Genomic DNA, 21450 nt, shown 5'->3' with positions numbered 1-21450 from the left:
GTTTTTTATGCATTTGTTTCAATCAAACCATATTTACCATCTTTACGACGATATACAATATGTGTTTCATTTGTTTCTGCATCTTGGTAGATAAAGAAGTTATGACCTAACATATTCATTTGTAAGACAGCTTCTTCACTATCCATTGGTTTTAAATCTACTCGTTTTGTACGAACAATTTCTAATACTGATTCATCTTCTTCAACTGGTTCTGGTACAGCCGGTACAACAGGAATATCGAATCCTTTTTCACGAGATTTACGATTAATTTTTGTTTTATATTTACGAACTTGTCTTTCTAATTTATCAACAACTAAGTCGATACTACCATATAGGTCTCCAGAAGTTTCTTCTGCACGTAAGACTAAATAAGGAAGAGGAATTGTTACTTCAACTTTTGCTGTTTTTTCAGAATATACTTTCAAGTTAACATGAACTGTTGCATTAGCAACATCGCCAAAATATTTTTCTAATTTTGAAAGTTTCTTTTCAGCATAATTACGAATTGCTTCAGTAACTTCAATGTTTTCTCCACGAATATTATATTTGAACATAATAATCTCCCCTTTCATCTGGCTATGCCAGACTGAAGAAATCTCTTAAGGACCACTCTTAAGAATCCCTTCTTTTGATTTCTTTCTATGGTTTCATTATAAACCTTTTCCTTATTTTTTACAACCGTTTTCAAAAAACTTTAGGAATTCCTAAACATTTTCTAACTTTACATTTTTATTTGTTCATTTTTTCTCAAAAACGATCCAATTTTCCAATGTTTCAGGAATTTAATCGATAAGCGCTATTGACGGAAACCGTTTTCAGTATTACATTAAAGATATCTTATAACACAAAGGAGTGTTGTTTTATGGAAAAAGTTTTTGCAAGTCCATCTCGTTATGTTCAAGGAAAAGATGTGTTTAAAACAGGTCTTTCCCATGTTTTAGCTCTAGGAAATCGACTACTTCTTCTATGTGACCCAATCGTTTATGATTTAGTCGGAAAAGAATTAGAAGAAAATTTAGTTGCTGCTGGAGCAACTGTTTACCATGAAAGTTTCAATGGTGAAGCTTCGAACAAAGAAGTTAGTCGTGTAGCTGAAATTGCTAAAGAACACGAATTAACAGTCATTGTTGGTTTAGGCGGTGGTAAAACAATTGACACTGCTAAAGCAATCGCAGATGACTGTCAATGTCCTGTAGCTATTTTACCAACAGTTGCTTCTACAGATGCACCTACTTCTGCTTTATCTGTTATTTATTCTCCAGAAGGAGTATTTGAACGTTATCGTTTCTATACAAAGAACCCAGAATTAGTTTTAATTGATACAAATGTTATCGCTCATTCTCCTGTTCGTTTACTAGTTTCAGGAATTGCAGATGCTCTTGCTACTTGGGTTGAAGCTCGTGCAGTGATCGAAGCTCAAGGAAAAACAATGGTAGGAGATACTCCAACAATCGCTTCAGAAGCTATTGCTCGTGCTTGCGAATCTACTTTATTTGAAAATGGTCTTCAAGCATTAGCTGCAGCAAATGCAAAAGTAGTAACTCCTGCTTTAGAAGCTGTTGTTGAAGCAAACACATTATTAAGTGGTATTGGTTTTGAATCTGCTGGTTTAGCTGCTGCTCACGCCATCCATAATGGATTCACTGCTTTACATGGCGATATTCACTCTCTTACTCACGGTGAAAAAGTAGCGTATGGTACATTAACACAACTTTTATTAGAAAATCGTCCTAAAGAAGAATTAGATAAATATATTACATTCTATAAAGAATTAGGCTTACCAACTACATTAAAAGAAGTAAAATTAGATACTGTACCATATGAAGATTTACTAAAAATCGGTCGTTTAGCTACACAAGATGGCGAAACAATCCATCAAATGGTTGTTCAATATACTGCTGAAGATGTAGCCAATGCTCTAATCACTCTTGATCATTACGTGACAACTCGATTTTAATTTTTGAAGAATATATTTTATTCAAAAATTAATACCAATCAGCTCAAGCAGATAACTGCTTCTGCTGATTTTTTTGTATATTTCCTAAATAATTCATAACCCCTATATAAATACTTCATTAAACACAGTATAATATAAGTAAAAAATTCATCTAAATTCATTGGAATCATTAAAATTGAACGGAGGGTTATTATGTTAAAAAGAATCATTGCTTCTACTAGTTTGTTATTATATCTATTACTACCTTTTTTCAATATCCAAATGACGAATATATTTTATCCTAACTTTTTAAGAAATAATCATACTGCTTTTTTAGGAATATTCATTCTATTTATCCTGAATATCGTATTAACTATTTTAGTCATTACTCTTTCAATCAAAACCAACCTACTGAAATCTCGTATAATAACTGTTGGAATCTATCTTTTTATTGGATTACTTCTTCTCATTTTGATTATTGGTATTCCAAAAGTTTTACAAACTTATGTTTTTACCCAATTGATTACATCCCTTTTTTCATTTGCTTTTGTTTTTGGGGTAGTTATTTCTTTAACTGTTTTATCAAAATTTTAAATAATATTTATATTAAGGTTTAAAAGGAATTAAGTAACTTTAAATAACTTAATTCCTTTTTTATTTCATTATATTATCGAAATACCGTAAACAATTTGACGTCCTCTATCCCTTTTTCCTGTAATAACTTAGCCGCTAGTCGAATGGTTTTTCCAGTTGTATAAATATCATCGAACAGTAAAATTTTATCCGGCAACTTTACCTCTTCTTTCAACACAAAGGGTTGTTGCAACTTCATCCTCTCTTTTCTTGTTTTTTCCGATTGTTTTTTCCCTTTTCCAATATGCTGAAATATTTGTTCATACTGAATTTTCGAGAGTTCTAGAAGGTACTCAACCGATTCAAATTCTCTTTTTTCTAAACTTTGTTTAGACGTTGGAAGTGGACAAATCGTATACCCTTGCTTGAGATATGTTTTTAACACCCTTTTCAAATCTTCTTGGATTAAAAAGGCTACAGCACAGTCTCCCGTGAATTTATATCGTTCCATAAATTCTTTTGCCTGTTCATCATAAACATATAATGCTTGATTCACTGGAAAATAAGAATCCATCTCTTTCCAGCGAATACAGTCATAACAGAGTGTCGCTTCATCCATGAAACGACCACATCCTGGGCAAGTAGGTTCCTTTTCCAACGAGTGAAATAACTGTTGACACTCCCTACAAATCGGTCTTGAATTCCATAGAAATAAAGAACTAATTCCTAAATCTGCTGTTACATCATTTCTACACCATACACAACGCATCTTAGTCACCTTCTATTAATCCTCTTTTTCTAGCTTCTTCATTTAGTGATTCAATTTCTTTTTTTGCTTGTTTCATTGCTCGACTCATTCCTTCATAAAAATAGACAACTTCTCCTCCTGGATGATCCACACTTCTACCTACTCTTCCTGCAATTTGTACTAATACTTCCCTAGTAAAAATCTCTTCTTGAGCCTCTGTTACGGCTACATCAATTCCATAAAAAGTAACGCCTCTTTCAAGAATCGTTGTTGTAATTAAAAAATCTAACCTTCCATCTCTCATTAATTGTATCCTTTCTTGTCGCTGTTCCTCTTGAGAGGAAACGCTGGAAAATTTTGCATTTGGAAAAGCTCGGCTCATCATCTCTTCCACCGCTGGAATTTGCCCAATCGTTGATACAAATACTAAAAATGGAATTTTTTCATCTAGTCGTTTCTTCATCCAGAGATATAACTCTTGTGGAATTTTCTTCTTTTCTAAAGCTCTATCCCAATTTCGTAATTCCTTAAACAGAGGTACAACAAGAGGTTTCCGATGGAATCTTGCCGGTAATAAAGAATACGATAGTTGATGATGTTGAATTTTGTATAATTCTAACTTTGAAGGCGTTGCTGTCATAAAGACTAACCTTCCCGTTGGTTTAACTGCACGATGAACGGCAAATTGTAACATGTCACTATTCGAGTAAGGAAAGGCATCTACTTCATCTACAATTAATACATCAAATGCATGATAAAATCGTAACATTTGGTGAGTCGTTGCAATGGTGAGAGCTGTCCTTTTATAAATTCCATCCGTTAATCCATGTAAAACAGTCACTTCTTCCTTTGGAAAGGCTTCTTTAATTCTGGGAGCTAATTCATTACATACATCAATTCTTGGAGCTGCTAAACCAACTCTTCCTCCTGCTTCTAAAGCTGTACGTATCAGTTCAAAAATCATTTCGGTCTTTCCTGCTCCAGTAACAGCCCATACTAAATGCTCCTTATCCGTTACTTTTACTAATTCTTGCGAAAGTTTTTCCTGTTCTTTAGACATCGTATGCTTATAATATAACTGAACAGAATGTGGTGAAAATGCTGGCGTTTGCTCCTCAACAGCTACTAGTACACAACATTCTTTAACTTTTCCCATATTCAAGCATTTTAAACAATAATGACAATTTTTCTGGCAAATAATGCATGGACCTACTGCAAAGTCTTCCATATTTTGATTACCACAACGATTGCAAACAAAGTTCCCTTTTTCTGTATTGAATCCCGGCAATACTTCTCCCATCTTTTCCAGTCTAGAATCTCTTTGTGACTGAAATCTAACTTGAATTCTACCCTGTTCTTCCATAACCACCCCTCCAATCTTTATATACGAAAAAAACAGTGAAAAAATTCGCTGCTACGATAAAAATGTATAAAAAAACAAACATCCCATTTGGGATGTTTGCTTTATATACGATTAAATTCATTCAAGATGAAGATTATTTAGAAGCGACACCTTTATCAGCTACTAACTCAATTTCTTCCCATCCAGTTGCTTTATCTGGAGTGATATTAACTTTCTTAACACGTTTATTAACAGCTGTTAATTCAAATGTATTGAAACGAGGAATTGCAAATGGGTTTTCTTGAACGTATTGTTGCCATTCTAAGAATAATTGTTTTTTAACATTTTCATCAAATGTTTCATTTGAAGAGATACGTTCTAATAATGCTGTATGTTTAGGTTCTACAAAGTGACCAAAGTTGAAGGCAGCTTTAGGTCCATATAATCCATCTGGAGATGGGTTATAACCGATTGTAAATCCACCTGTCCACATATCGAAGTCATCAGCATATTTTTGTAGTTTTTCAGCATAAGTTTGGAAGTCTAATGTACGACCATTTAATAATTGTACATTTAATCCAACTTCTTTCCACCATGTCAAGTATTGTTGTAATACTGCTTCAGCAGTTTCACTACCTTTAGCAGCTAAGAAGTTAATCACTAATGGTTTTCCTTCTTTATCTTCTACAAGTCCATCGCCATCAACATCTTTATAGCCAGCTTCTTTTAAGATTTCTTTTGCTTTTTCAGGGTTGTATTCAAATCCAGGTACAACGTCTTTTCCTACATATACGCCTTTAAAGAATGGTGATAATAATGTATTAGCACGAACTGATAAACCATGGTAAGTATCTTTACCGATAGTATCATTATCGATTGCATAAGCAACTGCCTTACGTAATGCAACATCATTCATTTTCTTTGAAGGATCAATTACATGTTCCCCTTTAGCAGCATCAAAATGTCCAACATTGAAACCAGTATAACTAATTGAGTTTGTCATTAATCCTAATAATGAAATATTGTCAAGATCTTTAAATGTTTCATATTGATCAGAAGGCATTCCACTAACGTAATCATAGTGACCAGCTTTTAATTCTGAAACAATTTGTTCACTACTTACAACGTCTAATTTTACATCAATTTTTGGTTGACCTTTATAGTAGTATGGGTTTTTCTCAAAGCTTACAGATTCACCTGGTACAATATTTTTGATTACGAATGGACCGCTACCAACAACTGTTGTACGAGAGTAATCTGATGTAATCATATCTTGATAGCTCATATCTTTAAAGATATGTTTTGGAATTACTAGAGCATTAATCGCTTGTCCCCCAAGTTCAAGTGCTGGATAAACTTCTTTTAAATGAATTTTTACAGTTTGATCATCGATTTTTTCTAAACCTGAAATAGATGATGCTTTTCCTTCGTGGAATTCTTCTACTCCTTCAACATTTAAAAAATCTTCAGAGAAACGAACCCCTTCATAATCTTTACGACTAATCACTTCATAAGTGAAAATATAGTCATCAATGTTTAAAGGTTGTCCGTCTGACCATTTATAGTCACCTTTTTTCAAATGCACTGTAAATGTTTTATTTTCGATGTCTAATTTGTAATCAGCCATCCCTCTACTATTATCGATTTTTTGGTTTGCATCATATTCAAATAAGCTTGAATATGCCATATCTACAACTGCACCGTCACCAGAGTCGATATATAAAACAGGGTTAAATAATCCCTTAAATGGTGAGTTAGATACTTGTGCCACATTTAGTGTCCCACCACTAATTGGCGTACCTTCGTTTACCACTTCTGTTTTAAATCCATCTTCAACAGGTGCTTGTACTGATGAAGTAGATTGTTGTTTGTTACCACATGCCGCTAATGCTAATGCAGCTGTAACGCTAAGAAATCCTGTATATAATTTCTTGTTATTCATATTATCCCTCCTAAGTTAAAAAAACTAATGAATGTTTCGATACTAACACTGTTTATGATGCATTTCAATATTTATTTCATTTTCTAACGTTTTTTTCATCTATTTTTAATGAACTTTCTATATCTATATGTTATAATTATAACCTTTTATAGTTATAGAAAATTTTTACATACAAAAAAACGAGCCTGAGCTCGTTTTTTTCTTATGCTTGTTGACTAACAATATAGTTCACAGCATCTCCAATTGTAACAATTTGTTCCGCATCTTCATCAGAAATCTGAATTCCGAATGCATCTTCTAATTCCATGACTAATTCAACAACATCTAATGAATCAGCACCTAAGTCTTCTTGGAATGTTGTATCTTTTGTAATTTTTAATACATCGACACTAAAACGTTCCGAAATTAATTGAATTACCTTGTCTAATACTTCTTGCTCTGACATTTGTAGTCCTCCTTGTCTAAGCGATTTCTCCCTACACTCCTAATGGATATACTCTTATTTTACTCAAATTTGGCTTTATTGTCTATCATTTCTTTTGAAAGCACTTTATTTTATATAGTACTATGATAAACTGTTTTTCAAAATTTCAGCTTGTTCTTTTGTAGTTAGTACAAAATGTCCTGGAGTAATTTCAAACATTTCTTCTGGTTCATTTTGAACAGTTGGCTGATAAATCACTCTTTTACGATTTCTTTCATATTGAGGATCTGGTAAAGGAATTGCTGATAATAGACTCTTCGTATACGGATGGAATGGTTGATGATACACTTCATCAGCAGTTCCTAATTCTACGATTTTTCCTTGATACATCACTGCAATTCGATCACTAATATATTTTACCATCGATAAATCATGCGCAATAAATAAATACGTTAATTGTTGCTCTTTTTGTAATTTTTTTAATAAATTAACGATTTGTGCTTGAATCGATACATCTAATGCTGAAATTGGCTCATCACAGACAATAAAACGAGGATTTACAGCTAGAGCTCTTGCAATCCCGATTCTTTGACGTTGCCCACCAGAAAATTCATGTGGATAACGATTGGCATGTTCTGGATTCAATCCCACCATTTTCAACAATTCGTTTACTTTTGCATCTCTTTCTGCGCGAGTTTTAACGATACCGTGGATATCCATTCCTTCAGCAATAATATCTCTAACTTTCATTCTTCCATTTAAAGAAGCATATGGATCTTGGAAAATCATTTGTGCCTGTTTTCTAAAATCTTTCAAGTCTTTTGTTTTTGTTGGAATTTCTTTTCCATCAAATAAAATTTGTCCATCTGTTGCATCATTCAATCGCAAAATCGAACGACCTGTTGTAGACTTTCCTGAACCGGATTCTCCAACAAGACCGAAAGTCTCGCCTTCAAAAATTTCAAAACTAATATCATCGACAGCTTTTACAACTTGTTTCGAAGAAGAACCAAAGTAACACTTTAAGCCTTTAACTTCGACTAATTTACGTTTACTCATTTGTCACTCTCCTACTTTCAAATTGTGCCCAGCGTTTTTGAATTTCTTCCGGTGGATCTACTTTTGGAGCACGTTCATCTAATAACCATGTTGCTGCAGCATGTGTATTCGATACAGCAAACATTGGTGGCATTTCTTCAAAATCAATATCTAATGCATAATCGCTTCTTAGAGCAAATGCATCTCCTTTTGGAGGATTTAATAAATCTGGCGGTGTTCCTGGAATCGTATATAAGGATCCTTCTTCTTCTAAAGAAGGCATTGAGCATAATAATCCCCAAGTATATGGATGTCTTGGATTATAAAAAATTTCATCGACTAGTCCATATTCCACAATCTTCCCAGCATACATTACAGCCACTCTATCTGCAACATTAGCTACAACACCTAAATCATGCGTAATAAAAATAATAGAAGTGCCCTGCTTTTGTTGAATTTCTTTTAATAATTCTAAAATTTGTGCTTGAATCGTTACATCCAATGCAGTCGTTGGTTCATCCGCAATTAAAATATCTGGATTACATGCTAATGCAATCGCAATAACAATTCTTTGTCTTTGTCCTCCAGAAAATTGATGCGGATAATCATTCACTCTTTTTTCCGCATTTGGAATTCCGACTTGTTCTAATAATTGAACGGCCTGTTGCAAGGCTTCTTTCTTCGATAATTTTAAATGCTTGATCATTGATTCCGCCACTTGCATGCCAACTTTCATCGTTGGGTCTAATGACGTCATTGGGTCTTGGAAAATCATCGCAATTTTCTTCCCACGAATTTGTTGCATTTCCGATTCTGATTTTTCTAAAATATTTTCTTGTTCGAAAATAATTTCTCCATTTCCAACTAAAGCATTTGCAGATAATAATTGCATAATGGATCTAGTTGTAACAGATTTACCTGAACCAGACTCACCAACAATCGCTAAAGTTTCTCCTTTTTTCAAGTCAAAATCTATCCCTCGAACCGCTTGAACTTTTCCATCAAATGTTTGAAAGGATACTTGTAAATTTTTTACACTTAAAATTGTTTCACTCATACATTTCTCCTATTCTTTCATTTTTGGATCAAAGGCATCTCTTAATCCATCTGCTAATAAATTAAAACTAATCATTAAAATACATAATACAATCGCTGGGAACCACATTAAGTGTGGTAAAAATCTAAATGTTTTATACCCATCATTAATGAGCGAACCTAATGAAGCATTTGGTACTGGAACCCCAATTCCTAAGAAACTTAAAAATGCTTCAAAGAAAATCGCTGAAGGAATTGAAAACATCGTTTGAATAATAATAATTCCAGCAATATTTGGTAATAGGTGTTTCAATGCAATTTTCCAAAAACTTTGTCCTAATGATTTAGACGCTAGGACATATTCTAAATTTTTTAATTTTAAGGTTTGCGCACGAACAACTCGAGCCATTGTTAACCAACTTGTAACCCCAATGGCTAAAATAATCGTACCGACACCTGGTTGTAAAAATAACAACATTAACACTAAGATAACTAAGTTTGGAATAGCCGTCATAATTTCTAAAATACGTTGCATCACTGTGTCTACACGACCACCAAACCAACCAGAAATCAACCCATATAATACCCCTACTGTTAAATCAAACATTGCTGCAGCAAAGGCAATTAATAATGATAATCTTGTTCCATATAAAATTCGAGATAATAAATCTCTTCCTAAACCATCTGTTCCTAAATAGTAATAAGTCCCTTCAGGAACTCCTGCTTGAGCATATGCATCTACTCCCGCTCTCATCCCTTTAAAAATACCAGGAATTTTAGCTGGTAAATTCGCAAATTGAACATTTTGTTCCAATGGATTATGCGGACTAATAAAAGGGGCTAATAAAGCAAGAATGATAAAGAGAACTACAATTCCTAACGATACAACTGCTCCCTTATTTTTTTTCAATCGTCTCCATGCATCTTGTAAAAAACTTTGAGGAGGAAGTGAAATATTTTCTACTTGTTCAAAAGATGATGCTACACGTTTAAATGCTACTTTTTCTGTCATTATGAAGCTTCTCCTCCTTGTGTTAAACGAATTCTAGGATCAATAAATCCATATAGTAAATCCACAATTAAAATGGTCACAACAAGTAAAAATGAATACATCATTGTCACACCCATAATCGTTGGATAATCATTTGTTAAAATGGATTTAACAAATTGCTCCCCAATACCAGGAATGGCAAAAATATTTTCAATGACCATTGAACCTGTCATTAAACCAACTAACATTGGACCAGCAATGGTCACTAAAGGAATCAACGCATTACGTACTCCATGTTTCATGACCACTTCCATACGGCTCAAACCTTTTGCACGTGCTAATTCCATATAATCAGACTGTAACACTTCAACCATTTCCGTACGAATAAAACGAGCAGAATCCGCTACTGGAGAAATGGATAATGCTAAAGTCGGTAAAATTGAAGAAATAAACCCTTGATTCCATAATGCAATTGGTAAAATCGGAAAAATAACGCCGAATACTAATTGTAAAACAACTGCAAATACAAAACTCGGCACTGAACGTCCAATAATCGCAAAGAAAGTCGCTCCAGTATCCACAATTGTATTTTGTTTCATCGCTGCCACTAGTCCAAGCAATGTACCCATTCCCATACCGAAAATTAATGCTTGTAGCCCAATTTGGAACGATGGGCCTACACGGCTAGATAATAAATTTAAAACCGTTGAATTATATTGGAAAGACATTCCTAAATCTAATCGGACTAAACCACCTAAATAAATGAAATATTGCATCCAAACTGGTTTATCCAACCCATATTTTGCATTCATAATTTGTAATTGAGCATCTGTTAAATTTTCTTCATTCGCATATGGCGAACCCGGTAATAATTTCATTAAGAAAAACGTGATTGTCGCAATTAAAAACAATGTAACAATCATGTAGAAAATCCGTTTTAAAATATATTTCGTATATTGATTCATGTACTTCCTCCTGAAAATACTCTTCACTTTTTAATAAAGAATGTTTTAACTATCATACTATTTTTAGCTTTTATAATTCAATTATTTTGATTGAAAAAGTTTGAAAATGTAGTGTAAAAACTACAAAAATAACAGATGATAAAAATACCGACCTCCAACTGTTAGATATTTAGTCTAACTTTTTGGGGTCGGTATAGTAGATTTTATAATTTTAGTTTATTCATTCATCATTAGTCGTAAAGTTAAAATTTGATATTTCACTTTCTAGACTCCTTTAACTGGCGAACAAAATTTGATACTTCTTCCCCACTTAAGGTCTTAGCAGAAACTTCGGTTAAATTAGGCTTTTGATTATTTTTCAGCGCTTTAACCAATGCATCTGCGTGATTATGATGAAATATAATATTCCTTACAAAACTTTCTGTTGCCATAACATAACCTCCTCTTACATTTTACAACTTGAAAAAACTTTACTTAATAGACAACTTCCCATCTTCCAACACATAAATCTTATGATAGTCCTCTGGATGTTTCGGTATACGATGAGAAATTTCAATGAAACTAATTTGTCTTTCTTTTAATAGGTCTCGAATAAAAGTAGTTGTTTCTTCATCAACAGCAGAAGAAAATTCATCGATTAATAATACTTCATAAGAACGAAGCAATAATCGAGCTAAACATAATCGGGCTTTTTCTCCTCCAGATAAATTGTCAACTAAATTTACAGTTTCATCTATTAAATCATATCGTTCAAGTAAATAAGACAAATGCACTTCTTTTAGAACATTCTCCATCTGTTCTACAGAATACTCTTCACCAAGTGTTAGATTAAACGCTAATGAATTCATGAAAACAGTAGATTCTTGCATAAAATAGCCAATCTTAGCTTTTTGAAAAGCATTATTCGTCTCAGATGCCTCGACTCCTGCAAAGCTTATTTGTCCAGCTTGTGGATGAATATCTCCATAAATACAATCTAATAAAGTTGTTTTCCCACTTCCTGATGGCCCCATTAATAAAATACGTTCTCCTTTATTCATCATAAAGTGTAACTCCTGCAAAATCGTATGTTCTTTTAATGTCAAATGAATATTCGTTAATTGAATAGGAAAAACTTCTGTGACAAGTACTTCTTCTTCCTTCATCGGTTCAAATTCCAAATATTTATTCATTCGCTGAACCATTGGAATCGTTGTATTCATTTTTTGATAAAAATCCATCGCATTTAATAATGGACTAATAATACGATCACTTGCTAAATAAATTGCCATGACAACGGATAATTTCAACTCACCTTGAATAGAAAAATAAACACCAATTGCTAAAGGAAGAAAAGAACTAATTCCGGATACTAAATTCGCTAATATTTTTGAAAGAAAACGTAAATGATTCATTTGATAATAATCTTCTTCCGTTGCACGAATTTTACTACCCAAATTCGAAATGGCAATCGATTCTACTCGAAAATTTTTAATCACACGCTTATAATCAATAAACTCATGTTGCCGTTCAATATATTGTTGATTATTCTGCGACCACTCTTGTGCCTTCACTTTAATCTTCTTCGTAAACAAATGCGGAATGAGCAAAGGTAAAATCGCAAACGCTAAGAAAATAATTGTCATTTTCAAATCTAAAATAGCAATATAAATAAAGGTAACAAACGAAAAAGTCAGACAATAGACAAAACTAATGAGTGAAACAATCCCTTGTTGTTGAATCACATTCCATTCCGTTAATAAAATGGATTCCACTTCACTTTGTTCAAAGTCACCTTCATAATAATTCGTAATCAGTTTTTCTTTCGTTTGAATAGACAATAATTTTAATAGTCGTTGTTGAAATTCATCCCAAATAAACACTCCAAAACGAACAAAACCATACCCTAATATCCCAACAATCGAAATCAGTACTAAATCCGAAACCTTTTTAGAAGTTCCCACTTCGATTAAATTAGAAATAAAATAAGGAATTACAATTCCATCCAATGCCGTAATACCCATCCCAATAACAATGAGCAAAAGAATTTTCTTTGGAATCGATTGGAATAATTTTAATAAACTCAGCATATTTCATTTCTCCTTTTTTTCAGTATTATTGTTCACTATATCGCAAAGTAGTGTTTTAGTAAATAGTATTCTAAAAGAATATGCCTTTTCATAGAAATAGCAGTAATAGAAGTCACTTTGACTTCTATCACTCCTGCCGTCCTTTCTGCTACTATAGATAAAGTCGTTTACGCTTTACGTATTCCACTTCTAACCGATACTCCCTTTCATGAAACAAGTAATGACTTTTCATAGTAGCACTAGTATTAGAAGTCGCTTCGACTTCTAATACAGGAAACTTTGAGACCCTAGGCTCAAAGTTTAGCAATGAGACTCGCTAAGCGAGGCTGCTTGCGTCCTCTTTGCTACTATAGACAAAGTCATTTACGCATTTATCTCCCTCATCACAATGCTTCCATCTTGTATTTCTAAACAATAATCAAATTGTTGCATAAATTCATCATCATATTGATGTGTACTATAAACGATTAATTTATTTTCTAACTGTTTCACTACTTCTTCTACTTTCAAGCGATTCTGAGAATCCAACCCAGCAGTCGGTTCATCAAATAATAAAATTTCTCTATCAAAGAATAATAATCTCGCCAAATCAATTCTTCTCTTTTCACCACCAGAAGCAGTCGAAAGAATACTATCAAACTCCGTTGACTGATCCGCCCATTTTTCTAATCCAACTTGCTTACATAACGCTTGAAACTGAGAATCAGTAATTGAATTTTGTAAACTAATATTCTCTTTTAATGATAATTGAAATAGTGAAGTTTCTTGTCCAATATAAGAAATTTGATGAGAAATTTTTTCTAATTCAGAACTATCCAACAATTTTCCATTTTCTAATTGAAATTTCAATGACTGATTTTCAACAGGAATTGAACCAATCAGTGATTTTAAAAAGGTTGATTTTCCACTACCACTTTCACCAATCAAAAGATACTTCTTCCCTTTTTCTAATTGAAGATTCAAATGTTGAAATATTAGTTTTTCATCAAAATTTACCGAAAAATCTTCAAAAATAATTTTTTGGATATTAGATTCTTCTTTTACAGCTTCAATGTTTCTTTGATCAATGATTTCAAACACTTTATCTTTTACACTTTTAGCAGCGACTACTTCCGTATAACTCGCTCCAAATCCTTGAATAGGATATGCTACATATTGTGTTAATTGTTTAATTGTAAAAAATACTGCTAAAGTAACCGAATGGTTTAATACAAAATAACCTCCTAATACCCAAGAGAATACATTTACAAACATTCTCAATCCATAAGAAATTGCATAAACAAATTTATTAGTATGAGTTACGTATACCTTTGCTTCTACTAAATCACGACTTTTACTTCTTAAACGTTTATTGAATAACGGAAAAACATCATATACTTTTAAAGTTGTAAAAGAATCGAATATCTCTGTTAATAACGATAAATACTTTTCATTGATTTGAGATAAATTTAATTTTGCATTTCCTAAAATTTTTCTTGAAAAATATGGCAACGCAAATGGTAATGAACTTAATCCAATCATTAAAATAGCAAATAAAGGACTAATGACTATGGCAGATACGAATCCTAAAATAAAAACCCATACATCATTGTACATACTTAACAATTCTTTAATATAATCACTTTCAATAGTTTCTAAATCTTTTGTGTACATATTTAAGTAGTAATCTCTACCTAATTTTTCAAACTCCACAATGGATTGACTTTCAATTGATTCGAGTAAATCTTCTCGAATGTGATACATTAATTCCTGCGTAAGTCTTTCATTTACAACATCTACTGCATAATCTAAATATGAATCAATCAATACATAAACAAAGGATAAAACTGCAATCCATATAAAATTTTCAAATTTACCTTCGGTGATAGTTTCCACTAATAAATTAATAATATAAGCCATAAAAACAACAGATACTGCCCCAAGCATACTAACGAAAGAAAAGGCAATAAATGGTTTCATACTTTTACGAATATAACGATACATTAAAATTCCTCCATAAAAATCTATAATACAAACATTACTCGATTAAAAAACATGATGTTACCTCCTTCACATTAAATTTTAGAAGATTAAACCACTTCCAATTCAGATTATAGTTCAATTAAAAAAAAAAAAAAAACAATACGATTAGAAAATTTCTCAATAAAATTTCTACACAAAACATATTTTGACAATGAACAATGGTTTATCATAGTAGCAGCAGAAATAAAACCAAAGGTTTGCTGCCGTCCTTTGCTACTATAGACAAAGTCATTTACGCAAAAATGAAGTGACCTCAAAAAGTTAAACTTTTTGGGGTCACTACAGAAAACATGCTGATATGAAATACTCCACTATTTGTTCTACACATTAAGTCTCAGTGTAATATTTCGTAATAAAAGAAAGTTATTCAGTTACAAAACATATTGTTTAGTTAATCTTTGAATCACATACTCTGACAGATGATGAGTTACCATTACTACAGTAAGCGTGTCATTATCGAACAACAATTTTTCTATTTCTAGTGCAGATTGATTATCTAGCGATGAAGTAATTTCATCTAATAACACGACTTTTTTATTTCTCAACAAACCTCTTGCTAATATTATTTTTTGTTTCTGTCCGCCAGAAATATTTTTTGCTTGATAATCAATAATTGTTTCTAACCCTAGTTCCAAAGAATCAATCCAGTCGCTAAGACCAACCTGTTTTAAAATATTTTCTAATCTACCTTCCTCTATCGATTCATTTAAAATAATATTTTCACGTATCGTTGCATTAAATAAATGTGGATTTTGATCAATGTAGATTATAGAATTATGTAAACTAGTAATGTCTAAGTCCTTATAAGAAATATTATCCCAGTAGATATTACCTTTAGTTGGTTCTAGACGACGATTCATAATATTTAACAGTGTTGATTTTCCTTTTCCTGATTCAGCAGTAATCACTACCTTATCTCCCTTTTTAATTTCCATATTCATATTTTCTAAAACAACACGTTCAGTATTAGGATAACAAAAATGAATATTTTGCAACCGGATACTATTTGTTAGCTCATTGACGACTTTCCCATCATTTCTTTCACAATTACTTTTTAATTTCTTACTATATTTCTCAAACACAGGTTGAACGGTTTTCAGTTCCGCATAATTAGCATTAAACCCTGTTAGGCTCGAGAAAATTGTTGCAGCGAAAAACTGCACTCCACCTATAGCTCCTATAGGGACATACCCTTCTACATATAAATACCCTGTAAATACCAATAAGATAATTTGACTAAATAAACTTAATCCATTTGTGGCAGCTATCATTTTCCCAGAATCAACAGCGTATTGTACCTTTACTTTTTTTAATCTGTACGATCCAAATAAGATTTTATCCTTAAAATAATCTCCTAAATTCATACTTGATAAATCATTAAATCCATGCAGTACATCTGTAAAAGTACTCGTCACCTCATCACTGACTTTGGTCATAATTTCCATACTACTTGTCATTTTGGTGCTAAATTTTTTTGGAACTAACACCATTGCTATAAATAATAACACTATTACGACAATAATTGAATAATGAAAATAAACTATAGCCGATACACTCAAAGCAATCCCCACAGCCTGATTAATCATCATCTCTAAGTTGTTAAAACCGTGTTGATTAATCGTCATGATGTCATTCGTCAACCAAGACAAATAAACACCCTGTTCATTTTCATTAAAAGAAAGGTAATCTGTTGTCACTAATTCTTGCGCAATATCCTCTCGTATTCTGCAATCCATACTTTGAACTGCATCTGTTAGTAATTTTCTCTCAAAAAATAGTTGAAACATCCATACCATGAAGATAACAAGCAATTGAACACTTAATAACTTTGCTGTTTCAATTTCCAACTTGGCTAAAGCCGTCACTAAATTAGCTATACTAACTCCCCACAATACTAAACAAGCTTGCCCTACAATAATTGTCAATAACACATAACTATTCTTTTTCCATTCTCTTTTTATATATTTCATTAAACTTTTCATATTAATCTCCTAACTATATCCTAATAGAATATCCCCTTTAAATTGTTTATTCATGTGTAATGCTAACATAACCAATAACATACCACCATACCCCTCTAGAATTCGAAAATCTTGGTTTGGTTCGATAAATAGGCGCTCATAATATCGATTCAATATTCTTAAAATATTATGACTACACTCTAAATAACCCTCACGCCAGAGATAATATATAAGCCCTGCTATGCCATGGCACAAACAAACTTGATGATTATTTATAGGTAGAAAATCCATAGTTATCAACTTGGCAAGCGAATTGGTCATATAATGTTGCATTTCCTTAAGTAAATCTTTAGCTTCTTCTAAATCTTTCATATATATGCTTATCCCAACCAAACCATAACACCAAGACAAATCACACGAATCAGATTCCATAATATCCATTTTCTTATCTAAACATGCCACTCTATGAATAATATTTTTCCCATTATCTATAATGATTCAACTTTATTATTTCCTAATATATTAATATTATTTAGTGCATCGTAAGTATCTATACTAGCAATAGCTAATGAACTTAAAATCTTTATATTTTTAGATAGTTCTTGTAATATGCTTTTTTTACTTTGTATATTATCTGCTTTTCTCATCAATTAAATATATGCAAGTATTTCATTATAGCCATAATTGGATATTCTAGTTACCACCTTTTGTCAATATAACAATTCATAAAACCCTCCACATTTCATAAACATAAAAAGCTGTAACATAGCTTCGGTAATCTATGTTACAGCTTAAATGTACTGTTAAAATAGTAACAAAATTAAAACATCACAATACTTGGTTCTGAAGAAGATGGTATAGATGAAGAAGTCCCTTCACCTGTATGCGCATTCATAACTTTTAATTTTTCTTGTTCTTTCATTACTTGCTCATTGTACCCAATTTCTTTTTTAAACAATCCTGATGTTGTTTCTTTTATTACTTGATTACCATTCCATTTTATATTTAACATATGCCATCTCCCCTTTCATAATCAAATTAGTTAATTAACTAACTTGATTGTAATTCTAAATCAACTATCTGTCAACAGAATCATTTACGCTTTACGCACTCTACATCAAACCACTATTCCCTTCCATATAACAAGTAATGACTTTTCATAGTAGCAGCAGTAATAGAAGTCGCTCCGACTTCTATTACAGGAAACTTTGAGACCATAGGCCCAAAGTTTAGCAATAAGACTCGCTTTGCGAGGCTGCTCGCGTCCTCTCTGCTACTATAGACAAAGTCATTTACGCTTTACGTACTCTAAATCAAACCGTTATTCCCTTCCATCAAACAAGTAATGACTTTTCATAGTAGCACTAGTATTAGAAGTCGCTTCGACTTCTAATACAGGAAACTTTGAGACCCTAGGCTCAAAGTTTAGCAATGAGACTCGCTTTGCGAGGCTGCTTACGTCCTTTCTGCTACTATATACAAAGTCATTTACGACAAAAAAACATCTCATAAATGCTCCTCGCATTTACAAGATGTTTCTACAATTAGTTATTATTGTTGTTATCTAAGAAATAAATCAAAGTTTGTAATTCATTTGTTAAGTCAACATTTTGAACACGAATATGATCCGGTGCAGTTAAACGAAGCGGTGTAAAGTTTAAAATACCACGAACATTTGCTTCCACTAATAAATTAGCAGTTTCTTGAGCAACTTCTTGAGGAACCGTTAAAATCGCCACTTGAATTTGTTGTACACGAAGTTGTTCTACTAAATCGTTCATAGAATAAACTGGAACTCCACTCACAATTTTTCCTACCATACTTTCGTCAACTTCAAACGCAGCACTAATTCTCACATGATTACTTTGATGGAAATTATAGTTTAATAAAGCTTGACCTAAATTACCCACTCCAACTAAAGCAACATTTGTTAAACGATCATGATTTAATTGTTGACTGAAGAAGTCTAATAAATACTCCACATCATAACCATAACCACGTTTCCCTAACGCTCCAAAATAAGAGAAGTCACGACGAATTGTTGCACTATCAACTTTTACAGCTTCACTTAATTCTGTTGAAGAAATACGACGTTTCCCTGCATCATGTAAAAATCTTAAATAACGATGATAAATTGCCAATCGCTTTGCGGTAGCTTTTGGAATTTCAACTTTTTTCATTTTTCAATCTCCTTTATATCAAATTTCATAAATATTTTAGCATAACTTTCATAAATTTCACAAACGATATGCTTGTTTTTACATAAATTATTACATTTGTAAATTTTATTCTACATATCTCCAGCAAATTTCTCAACTAATGTTTATTGTGATTTTTTCTCATTCTTACAATTAATAAATAAATAGTAAAAACTTTTGTCCTTCTCACTTGTATGATAGAATAAATTTGAAACTGCATAGAAAGAGGATTACGACATGATTTTATTACAAGGTCAAGGGCTAGCGAGACATTTTGGCCCAGATGTACTATTTGAAAATATTTCCCTTGAAGTCCAAGAACGTTCTCGTATTGCATTAGTGGGAAGAAACGGAACAGGAAAATCAACATTATTAAAAATTTTAGCAGGGATTGAAGAACCTAGTTTAGGAATGGTGAGTAAGAAAAAAGACCTTTCCATCGGTTACTTAGATCAATATGCTTCAGTCGATTCTGAAAATACCATTTGGGAAGAAATGATTGAATTATTTAAAGGAGTCGAAGCTCTAAAAAAAGAAGCTCTTTTAATAGCTGATAAATTAGGAAATCCAGACGTATTAGCCAATGAATCACTCTACCAACAAACATTAGCTCGCTATGACGATTTACAAGAACAATTAAATAAAATGAATGCCTATGGCTATGAAGGAGAAATTCGCTCTGTCTTACATGGATTCCAATTTTATCCTGAAGATTATGATAAACCTATTCAACAATTATCCGGTGGACAAAGAACTCGTTTAGCCTTAGCTAAAATTTTATTAGAAAAACATGATGTCTTAATTTTAGACGAACCTACGAACCATTTAGATATTGAAACATTAACATGGTTAGAAGATTACTTAAAATCTTCACCCGTATCACTACTGATTGTCAGCCATGACCAATATTTTTTAGATAAAGTCTGTCAAGAAGTATATGAAATTCATCATCACACTTGCGAATATTATAAGGGCAATTATTCATACTATGTAACTGAACGTGAAAATCGTTTCTTACTACAACAGAAAGCTTATGAAAAACAACAAGAGAAAATTCAAAAATTAGAAGAATTTGTTGCGAAAAATATTGTTCGTGCCTCTACTACGAAACGAGCACAATCTCGTAGAAAACAATTAGAAAAAATGGAACGAATCGAAAAACCACAGTCAGATTCAAGATCTGCTCGTTTTTCATTTTCTGTTCAAAAAGAATCTGGGAATCAAGTTTTAAACGTGCAAGATGCTTTTATTGGATATGACGGGCAAACGCTAGCGGGGCCCATCAATTTAAACATCCGCAAACAAGAAGCGATTGCGATTGTTGGTCCTAACGGAATCGGAAAATCAACATTATTAAAATCTCTGATACAAGAAATTCCATGGATTTCTGGAGAAAGTTCATTAGGGGCTAATGTTCAAGTCGGTTACTATGATCAAAATTTAAGTGGATTAAACTCTAAAACAACCGTTTTAGAAGAGCTTTGGAGCCGACATACGACGATGCCTGAAAAAGATATTCGTACAATTTTAGGAAGTTTCCTATTTTCAGGAAAAGATGTTGAAAAATCCACTGCCCAATTAAGTGGGGGAGAAAAAGCAAGACTTGCTTTAGCAAAACTTTCATTAGAACATGATAATTTCTTATTACTCGACGAACCTACGAACCACTTAGATATCGATAGTAAAGAAGTTCTTGAACAAGCGCTCATTGAATATGATGGAACAATTTGCTTTGTTTCACACGACCGTTATTTCATTAATCAAGTGGCAACTTCTATTTTAGAAATTACTCCTGAAGGAAGTACCTTGTATTTAGGAGATTACGATTACTATATTGAAAAGAAACAAGAGCTTGAAGCCTTAAAACAAGAAGAAGCCACACCTGTCGTTCAAGCAGAAGTAGCTTTAACCGATACTAAGAAAAATTACTTGAGTTCAAAAGAAGAACAAAAACAACTTCGTACTCTAACCAGACAAGTAGAACAGTTAGAAGAAAAACTGCATCAAATCGAACAAGAAATTTCTTCCGTTCACGAAGAATTAACATTAGAAAAAGTTTATACGAATCCTACTCGTTCTAGTGAACTTCAACAAACTTTACAAAACTTAAATGAATCATTAGAAGAAGTAATGATGGAATGGGAAGAAGCTAGCTTAGCTTTGGAAGAATTTCAAGCTTAATACTTCTCTCAAACAAAAAAACAAA

General features: G+C 32.4%; 19 protein-coding genes. 3 read left to right on the top strand and 16 right to left on the bottom strand.

Going from position 1 to position 21450, the window contains the following annotated elements:
• Positions 1 to 5: 5 nt before the first annotated feature.
• Positions 6 to 554: a ribosome hibernation-promoting factor, HPF/YfiA family gene (gene hpf / locus RWL86_RS02440; protein WP_314077007.1), complete on the bottom strand. Its 549-nt coding sequence runs from the start codon at positions 552 to 554 to the stop codon at positions 6 to 8.
• Between the two features lie 308 nt (positions 555 to 862).
• On the opposite strand from hpf, the gene RWL86_RS02435 reads away from it, so the two are divergent.
• Both RWL86_RS02435 and RWL86_RS02430 read left to right on the top strand, forming a co-directional pair.
• Positions 863 to 1957 carry a glycerol dehydrogenase gene (locus RWL86_RS02435; RefSeq protein ID WP_314077006.1) on the top strand — a complete coding sequence of 365 codons (1095 nt, stop codon included), beginning with the start codon at positions 863 to 865 and terminating at the stop codon, positions 1955 to 1957.
• A gap of 192 nt (positions 1958 to 2149) precedes the next feature.
• Positions 2150 to 2530 carry a hypothetical protein gene (locus RWL86_RS02430; RefSeq protein WP_314077005.1) on the top strand — a complete coding sequence of 127 codons (381 nt, stop codon included), beginning with the start codon at positions 2150 to 2152 and terminating at the stop codon, positions 2528 to 2530.
• Between the two features lie 73 nt (positions 2531 to 2603).
• On the opposite strand, the gene RWL86_RS02425 is transcribed toward RWL86_RS02430, so the two are convergent.
• The 15 genes from RWL86_RS02425 to RWL86_RS02355 form a co-directional block, all read right to left on the bottom strand.
• Positions 2604 to 3278 (bottom strand): ComF family protein, encoded by a 675-nt coding sequence (locus RWL86_RS02425; RefSeq protein ID WP_314077004.1) that lies wholly within the window; start codon positions 3276 to 3278, stop codon positions 2604 to 2606.
• A 1-nt stretch (position 3279) separates the two neighbouring features.
• Positions 3280 to 4620, bottom strand: coding sequence for a DEAD/DEAH box helicase family protein (locus RWL86_RS02420; protein WP_314077003.1), 1341 nt, complete (start codon positions 4618 to 4620; stop codon positions 3280 to 3282).
• Positions 4621 to 4753: 133 nt separating this feature from the next.
• Positions 4754 to 6541, bottom strand: a complete 1788-nt coding sequence (locus RWL86_RS02415) for an oligopeptide ABC transporter substrate-binding protein (RefSeq protein ID WP_314077002.1) — start codon at positions 6539 to 6541, stop codon at positions 4754 to 4756.
• A 202-nt stretch (positions 6542 to 6743) separates the two neighbouring features.
• A complete protein-coding gene (acpP, locus tag RWL86_RS02410) occupies positions 6744 to 6986 on the bottom strand; it encodes an acyl carrier protein (RefSeq protein WP_006703534.1) in 243 nt (80 codons plus the stop codon).
• 120 nt (positions 6987 to 7106) lie between these two features.
• Positions 7107 to 8024 (bottom strand): ATP-binding cassette domain-containing protein, encoded by a 918-nt coding sequence (locus tag RWL86_RS02405; protein WP_314077001.1) that lies wholly within the window; start codon positions 8022 to 8024, stop codon positions 7107 to 7109.
• Positions 8017 to 9060, bottom strand: a complete 1044-nt coding sequence (locus RWL86_RS02400; protein ID WP_314077000.1) for an ABC transporter ATP-binding protein — start codon at positions 9058 to 9060, stop codon at positions 8017 to 8019. Before RWL86_RS02400 ends, RWL86_RS02405 begins: the two co-directional genes overlap by 8 nt.
• A 9-nt stretch (positions 9061 to 9069) precedes the next feature.
• Positions 9070 to 10050, bottom strand: coding sequence for an ABC transporter permease (locus tag RWL86_RS02395; RefSeq protein ID WP_314076999.1), 981 nt, complete (start codon positions 10048 to 10050; stop codon positions 9070 to 9072).
• On the bottom strand, positions 10050 to 10994 hold the full coding sequence (locus RWL86_RS02390; RefSeq protein WP_006703530.1) for an ABC transporter permease: 945 nt from the start codon (positions 10992 to 10994) through the stop codon (positions 10050 to 10052). The genes RWL86_RS02395 and RWL86_RS02390 overlap by 1 nt, the downstream gene beginning before the upstream one ends.
• A 257-nt stretch (positions 10995 to 11251) precedes the next feature.
• Entirely contained in the window at positions 11252 to 11425 is a 174-nt protein-coding gene (locus tag RWL86_RS02385; protein WP_314076998.1) for a hypothetical protein, read from the bottom strand.
• 39 nt (positions 11426 to 11464) lie between these two features.
• Complete coding sequence (locus RWL86_RS02380; protein ID WP_314076997.1) at positions 11465 to 13063, bottom strand: ABC transporter ATP-binding protein; 1599 nt, start codon at positions 13061 to 13063, stop codon at positions 11465 to 11467.
• Positions 13064 to 13426: 363 nt separating this feature from the next.
• Positions 13427 to 15046: an ABC transporter ATP-binding protein gene (locus RWL86_RS02375; RefSeq protein WP_314076996.1), complete on the bottom strand. Its 1620-nt coding sequence runs from the start codon at positions 15044 to 15046 to the stop codon at positions 13427 to 13429.
• Positions 15047 to 15456: 410 nt separating this feature from the next.
• Positions 15457 to 17067: an ABC transporter ATP-binding protein gene (locus RWL86_RS02370; RefSeq protein ID WP_314076995.1), complete on the bottom strand. Its 1611-nt coding sequence runs from the start codon at positions 17065 to 17067 to the stop codon at positions 15457 to 15459.
• Positions 17068 to 17076: 9 nt separating this feature from the next.
• A complete protein-coding gene (locus RWL86_RS02365) occupies positions 17077 to 17478 on the bottom strand; it encodes a lanthionine synthetase LanC family protein (protein WP_314077020.1) in 402 nt (133 codons plus the stop codon).
• A gap of 388 nt (positions 17479 to 17866) precedes the next feature.
• On the bottom strand, positions 17867 to 18058 hold the full coding sequence (locus RWL86_RS02360; protein WP_314076994.1) for a hypothetical protein: 192 nt from the start codon (positions 18056 to 18058) through the stop codon (positions 17867 to 17869).
• A 532-nt stretch (positions 18059 to 18590) separates the two neighbouring features.
• Complete coding sequence (locus tag RWL86_RS02355) at positions 18591 to 19226, bottom strand: redox-sensing transcriptional repressor Rex (RefSeq protein WP_314076993.1); 636 nt, start codon at positions 19224 to 19226, stop codon at positions 18591 to 18593.
• Between the two features lie 255 nt (positions 19227 to 19481).
• Between RWL86_RS02355 and RWL86_RS02350 the strand changes: the two genes are divergently transcribed.
• Positions 19482 to 21425 (top strand): ABC-F family ATP-binding cassette domain-containing protein, encoded by a 1944-nt coding sequence (locus RWL86_RS02350; RefSeq protein ID WP_314076992.1) that lies wholly within the window; start codon positions 19482 to 19484, stop codon positions 21423 to 21425.
• The last annotated feature ends 25 nt before the right edge of the window (positions 21426 to 21450 follow it).

This window comes from uncultured Granulicatella sp., from assembly GCF_963515095.1.
Lineage (GTDB): Bacteria > Bacillota > Bacilli > Lactobacillales > Aerococcaceae > Granulicatella.
This window is presented reverse-complemented; position numbering and strand designations above follow the sequence as displayed.

Coding starts and splice junctions, on each gene's coding strand:
- hpf (WP_314077007.1), bottom strand. CDS start 554: ATGTTCAAATATAATATTCGTGGAGAAAACATTGAAGTTACTGAAGCA.
- RWL86_RS02435 (WP_314077006.1), top strand. CDS start 863: ATGGAAAAAGTTTTTGCAAGTCCATCTCGTTATGTTCAAGGAAAAGAT.
- RWL86_RS02430 (WP_314077005.1), top strand. CDS start 2,150: ATGTTAAAAAGAATCATTGCTTCTACTAGTTTGTTATTATATCTATTA.
- RWL86_RS02425 (WP_314077004.1), bottom strand. CDS start 3,278: ATGCGTTGTGTATGGTGTAGAAATGATGTAACAGCAGATTTAGGAATT.
- RWL86_RS02420 (WP_314077003.1), bottom strand. CDS start 4,620: ATGGAAGAACAGGGTAGAATTCAAGTTAGATTTCAGTCACAAAGAGAT.
- RWL86_RS02415 (WP_314077002.1), bottom strand. CDS start 6,541: ATGAATAACAAGAAATTATATACAGGATTTCTTAGCGTTACAGCTGCA.
- acpP (WP_006703534.1), bottom strand. CDS start 6,986: ATGTCAGAGCAAGAAGTATTAGACAAGGTAATTCAATTAATTTCGGAA.
- RWL86_RS02405 (WP_314077001.1), bottom strand. CDS start 8,024: ATGAGTAAACGTAAATTAGTCGAAGTTAAAGGCTTAAAGTGTTACTTT.
- RWL86_RS02400 (WP_314077000.1), bottom strand. CDS start 9,060: ATGAGTGAAACAATTTTAAGTGTAAAAAATTTACAAGTATCCTTTCAA.
- RWL86_RS02395 (WP_314076999.1), bottom strand. CDS start 10,050: ATGACAGAAAAAGTAGCATTTAAACGTGTAGCATCATCTTTTGAACAA.
- RWL86_RS02390 (WP_006703530.1), bottom strand. CDS start 10,994: ATGAATCAATATACGAAATATATTTTAAAACGGATTTTCTACATGATT.
- RWL86_RS02385 (WP_314076998.1), bottom strand. CDS start 11,425: ATGGCAACAGAAAGTTTTGTAAGGAATATTATATTTCATCATAATCAC.
- RWL86_RS02380 (WP_314076997.1), bottom strand. CDS start 13,063: ATGCTGAGTTTATTAAAATTATTCCAATCGATTCCAAAGAAAATTCTT.
- RWL86_RS02375 (WP_314076996.1), bottom strand. CDS start 15,046: ATGTATCGTTATATTCGTAAAAGTATGAAACCATTTATTGCCTTTTCT.
- RWL86_RS02370 (WP_314076995.1), bottom strand. CDS start 17,067: ATGAAAAGTTTAATGAAATATATAAAAAGAGAATGGAAAAAGAATAGT.
- RWL86_RS02365 (WP_314077020.1), bottom strand. CDS start 17,478: ATGGAATCTGATTCGTGTGATTTGTCTTGGTGTTATGGTTTGGTTGGG.
- RWL86_RS02360 (WP_314076994.1), bottom strand. CDS start 18,058: ATGTTAAATATAAAATGGAATGGTAATCAAGTAATAAAAGAAACAACA.
- RWL86_RS02355 (WP_314076993.1), bottom strand. CDS start 19,226: ATGAAAAAAGTTGAAATTCCAAAAGCTACCGCAAAGCGATTGGCAATT.
- RWL86_RS02350 (WP_314076992.1), top strand. CDS start 19,482: ATGATTTTATTACAAGGTCAAGGGCTAGCGAGACATTTTGGCCCAGAT.